This is a genomic window from Ramlibacter sp. (assembly GCF_013697775.1).
Taxonomy (GTDB): Bacteria; Pseudomonadota; Gammaproteobacteria; order Burkholderiales; family Burkholderiaceae_C; genus Ramlibacter.
Genome location: NZ_JACCWG010000357.1, coordinates 1 through 4,153, shown reverse-complemented (window position 1 = coordinate 4,153; position 4,153 = coordinate 1). Strand labels below are relative to the sequence as shown.

The 4,153-nt window shown below is 68.5% G+C and carries 3 protein-coding genes and 1 pseudogene; all 4 read right to left on the bottom strand.

The annotated features are described in order from the left end of the window. Positions 1-471: pseudogene (locus H0U68_RS17990) on the bottom strand (hypothetical protein); the annotation flags it as partial. A gap of 146 nt (positions 472-617) precedes the next feature. Further along, the gene (locus tag H0U68_RS17985; protein WP_296358082.1) at positions 618-1,109 is read right to left on the bottom strand and encodes a cyclic nucleotide-binding domain-containing protein; all 492 of its coding nucleotides are present in this window, start codon (positions 1,107-1,109) and stop codon (positions 618-620) included. A gap of 114 nt (positions 1,110-1,223) precedes the next feature. Continuing rightward, positions 1,224-2,606, bottom strand: coding sequence for a tRNA uridine-5-carboxymethylaminomethyl(34) synthesis GTPase MnmE (gene mnmE / locus H0U68_RS17980; protein WP_296358080.1), 1,383 nt, complete (start codon positions 2,604-2,606; stop codon positions 1,224-1,226). A 43-nt stretch (positions 2,607-2,649) separates the two neighbouring features. Continuing rightward, positions 2,650-4,143 carry a membrane protein insertase YidC gene (gene yidC / locus H0U68_RS17975; protein WP_296358084.1) on the bottom strand — a complete coding sequence of 498 codons (1,494 nt, stop codon included), beginning with the start codon at positions 4,141-4,143 and terminating at the stop codon, positions 2,650-2,652. Between the last annotated feature and the right edge of the window lie 10 nt (positions 4,144-4,153).

Sequence of the window (4,153 nt, the reverse complement as noted above, 5' to 3'; positions counted from 1 at the left end):
GCGCGCCGCGGGCGGCTGCGCCGCCGGCGCGGCCGGCTGCCCCAGCGCGACGTGGTCGTTGGTGCGCCAGTACACGGCGCTCACCAGGATGTCGTAGCGCGACTTGGCCGCCTGCGCGATCATCGCCTCGATCTCCGACAGGCTCTCCGGCTCGACGCCGGGCACGCGCGCCAGATCGACCATCACCAGGAACTGGCGGCCGCGCGCATCCAACGACAGCACCTTGAACTTGTAGCTGGCCGAGAGCACGCCCGTGCGCGTCATCGATTCGCGCACCACGGCGTACAGCAGCTCGCGCCGCGCCATGCGCTCGGACTTGCGGTTGGCCGCCTGGCCGGGTGCCGAGGGCGGGGTCTCGGCGGGCCGGCGCGGGTTATACGGTTTGGTCGGCTCCACGCGCGACAGGCCGGAGCTCTCCGGATCGGAGTGCATCGGTTTTTGACTGGGCAACAGCCAGCTGAAGAGGGACATGACTGCTCCCGGACGAGTCAAAGCGGATCGGATGACCCGTGGGAAAAATGAACAACGGACTGGATTATTCCCGGCATCGGCCGGCGCTCCACACCGCACATCCACTCAGCGTGAAATAGTGCCCGGGAAAGCACGCACCCGTGCGCTCAGGTCACCGCGATGCGCCTGGGCCGGTTGGCCAGGCGGCGCGACACCAGCGCGCCGAGCGCCAGCGCCACTTCCAGCGCCAGCGCGGGCTGGCGGTTGCTGAGTTCGGTGAAGCGGATCGGCGTGAGCGACCAGATCTTGCTGGCGCTGGCGGCCTGCACGGTTGCGTTGCGCGGCTGCCGCGTGAAGAACGCGCCTTCGCCGACCGCCGATCCGGCTTCGACGACGGCCAGCCGCAGCCGGCCCTTGGAATCCTCGTAGTGCACCGTGAGCTTGCCGGCCTCCACCACGTACACCGTGCGGTCGCTGGCGCTCTGCTCGATCAGGACTTGGCCCGACATCAGCGCGAACGGCTGCATGTAGGTGCTCAGGAGCTCCCACTGCGTGGGCGTGAGCGCGGGACGGAAGGCATCGCCGGTCTCGTTGGCCGTGATCGCTTTGATCAGGCCTTGTACATCGGTGCGGACGGGGGCGTGCAGCGAAACGTTCATGGCTCAACAGTACGGGTGCGTACGTGGGCGGGCAAGGCACGTTAACGAAGGTTTACATGTGATACCCGACCATTTGCCGGTGTAACGCAGATCCCGCAGACACACCAGCGGCGCTCACTTGCCGATGCAAAAGCGCGAGAAGATGACCCCGAGCAGGTCGTCCGCGCCGAAGGCGCCGGTGATTTCGTTCAGCGCGTTCTGGGCCAGGCGCAGTTCCTCGGCCAGCAGGTCCAGCGCCTGGGCCTGCTGCGCCAGCAGTCTATCGGCCTGCCGCAGGTGCGTCTCCACGCGGCGCAACGCATGCACGTGGCGCTCGCGCGCGATGAACACGCCTTCGGGCGACGCCTCCCAGCCCACGGCCAGCAGCAGCCGCTGGCGCAGCGCCTCCAGGCCGGCGCCGGTCTTGGCCGACAGCACCACGCCCTCCCGCACCGCACGCGTCTGATCCGGCACGGCATCGGCCTTGTTCCAGACGTCGATGACCGGCACCTGCGCGCCGACCCGGGCCACCACCGAGCGCGCCAGCGCCACGTCGGCCTCGACCTCGTCGTCGGAGCCGACGCGCGTGAGGTCGTGCACGAACAGCACCGCGTCCGCCGCCTCGATCTGTCCCCAGGCGCGCGCGATGCCGATGCGCTCGACCACGTCGTCGCTGTCGCGCAGGCCGGCGGTGTCCACCACGTGCAGCGGCACGCCCTCGATCTGGATGGCCTGGCTCACCACGTCGCGCGTGGTGCCGGCCACCGGCGTCACGATGGCCAGCTCGGCGCCGGCCAGCGCATTCAGCAGCGAGCTCTTGCCGGCGTTGGGCTGGCCGGCGATCACCACCTTGATGCCCTCGCGCAGCAGCGCGCCCTGCTGCGTGCGCTGCAGCACGCGCGCGAGCTGCGCCTGCAGCCGCTGCAGCTGGCCCTGCGCGTCGGCCTTCTGCAGGAAGTCGATTTCTTCCTCGGGAAAATCCAGCGTGGCCTCGACCAGCATGCGCAGGTTCACCAGCGCGTCGCGCAGCACGCCGATCTCGCGCGAGAACTCGCCTGCCAACGAGCGGCTGGCGCTGCGCGCAGCGGTCTCGGTGCTGGCGTCGATCAGGTCGGCGATGGCCTCGGCCTGCGCCAGGTCGATCTTGTCGTTGAGGAAAGCGCGCCGCGTGAATTCACCCGGCTCGGCCACGCGCAGGCCGGCCGCCGCGCCGGCTTCCAGGCAGCGCGCCAGCAGCAGCTGCAGCACCACCGGGCCGCCGTGCGCCTGCAGCTCCAGCACGTCCTCGCCAGTATAGGAATGCGGCGCCGGAAAGAAGATCGCCAGGCCCTGGTCGATGGCGGCGCCCTGCGCGTCGCGGAATGCGAGGTAGGTCGCCTCGCGCGGCTGCAGCGCGCGGGCGCAGACGCCTTCGACCACGGCGCGCACCGCCGGCCCCGACACCCGCACGATGCCGACCGCGCCGCGCCCGGGCGCGGTAGCGATGGCTGCGATCGGCTGGTCGAGGTGCGACAGCATGGCGGCGGCGGCCCTTCGACAGGCTCAGGGCGAACGGAACGCCTTACCCAAACTTCGGCAGGTTGAACTGCGGCGGCACGCCCATGCGCGCGTTGATCAGCCACTGCTGCGCGATGGACAGGACGTTGTTGGTGATCCAGTACAGCACCAGGCCGGACGGGAAGAAGAAGAACATCACCGAGAAAGCCAGCGGCATGATCCACATCATCTTGGCCTGCATCGGGTCGGGCGGCGCCGGGTTCAGCGCGGTCTGCAGCAGCGTGGTGAGCGTCATCACCGCCGGCAGGATGAACAGCGGATCGGGCGACGCCAGGTCGTGGATCCAGCCGATCCAGGGCGCGTTGCGCATCTCCACGGTGGACAGCAGCACCCAGTAGAGGGAGATGAATACCGGGATCTGGATCATGATGGGGAAGCAGCCGCCCAGCGGGTTGACCTTCTCCTCGCGGTAGATGCGCATCATCTCCTGCTGCATCTGCTGCGGGTTGTCCTTGTAGCGCTCGCGCATGGCCATCACCTTGGGGTTGATGGCCTTCATCTTGGCCATGCTCTGGTACCCCTTGGCCTGCAGCCAGTAGAAGGCGATCTTGATCAGCAGCACCAGCGCCATGATGGACCAGCCCCAGTTGCCCAGCACGCCGTGGATCTTGTCCAGCAGCCAGTACAGCGGCTTGGCCAGGATGGTGAACATGCCGTAGTCCTTCACCAGGTCCAGGCCGGGCGCCAGGCGCTCCAGCGTCTTTTCTTCCTGCGGGCCGGTGAACAGGGTGGCGGGAACCGCCTGCGCCGCACCGGCGGCGATCGGCTGCAGCGGCGCGATCATGCCCACCGCGTACAGGTTGTTGTCGATCTTGCGCGCGAAGTTCTCGCGCTTGATGCCGTCCGGCAGGATCCAGGCGCTCACGAAATAGTGCTGCACCATGGCCGCGAAGCCGCTGGTGGCGTCCTTCTGGAAATCGGCCTTGTTCTTGTCGATGTCGCCGAACTCCACCTTCTGGAATTTCTTGGCGTCGGTGTAGATCGCGGGGCCGGTGTAGGTGCTGGTCGGGTTCGTCAGGAACGACGAATTGGACGCGCTGGCACCGCGCACCAGCTGCACGTACAGCTGCGGGCTGACCGGGGCCGTGCCCGCATTCACCACCTCGTGCTTGACCGGGATGTCGTAGGCGCCGCGCTTGAGCGTGTAGGTCTTCGCCAGCTTCACGCCGCCTTGCACCGGCGACTCGAACTTCACCACCAGCTCGTTGGCGCCGGCGGCCAGGGTGCGCTCGCCGCTGAAGGTCATCGGCGTCTTGTGGTTGGGGAAGTCGCCGCCGATCAGGCCGGTCTGCGCGACGTACACGCGCTCGGCGTTCTGCTCGAGCAGAACGAAGGTGCTGGTGATCTTGTCGGCGGAGGAGTCGGCCGCGTGCTTGAGGAATTCGGTGCGCACCAGCGAGCCGCCTTCGGTGTCGAAGGTCGCGCGCATCACGTCGGTGGTGACTTCCACGCGCTCGCGCGGCGCGGCGGTCGCGCCGCTGGGCGGCGCACCGGGCACGCTGCCCGGC

What these genes read in the sequence shown, in the direction of transcription:
- H0U68_RS17985 (WP_296358082.1), bottom strand. Translation starts at nt 1,109, where the DNA reads ATGAACGTTTCGCTGCACGCCCCCGTCCGCACCGATGTACAAGGCCTG.
- mnmE (WP_296358080.1), bottom strand. Translation starts at nt 2,606, where the DNA reads ATGCTGTCGCACCTCGACCAGCCGATCGCAGCCATCGCTACCGCGCCC.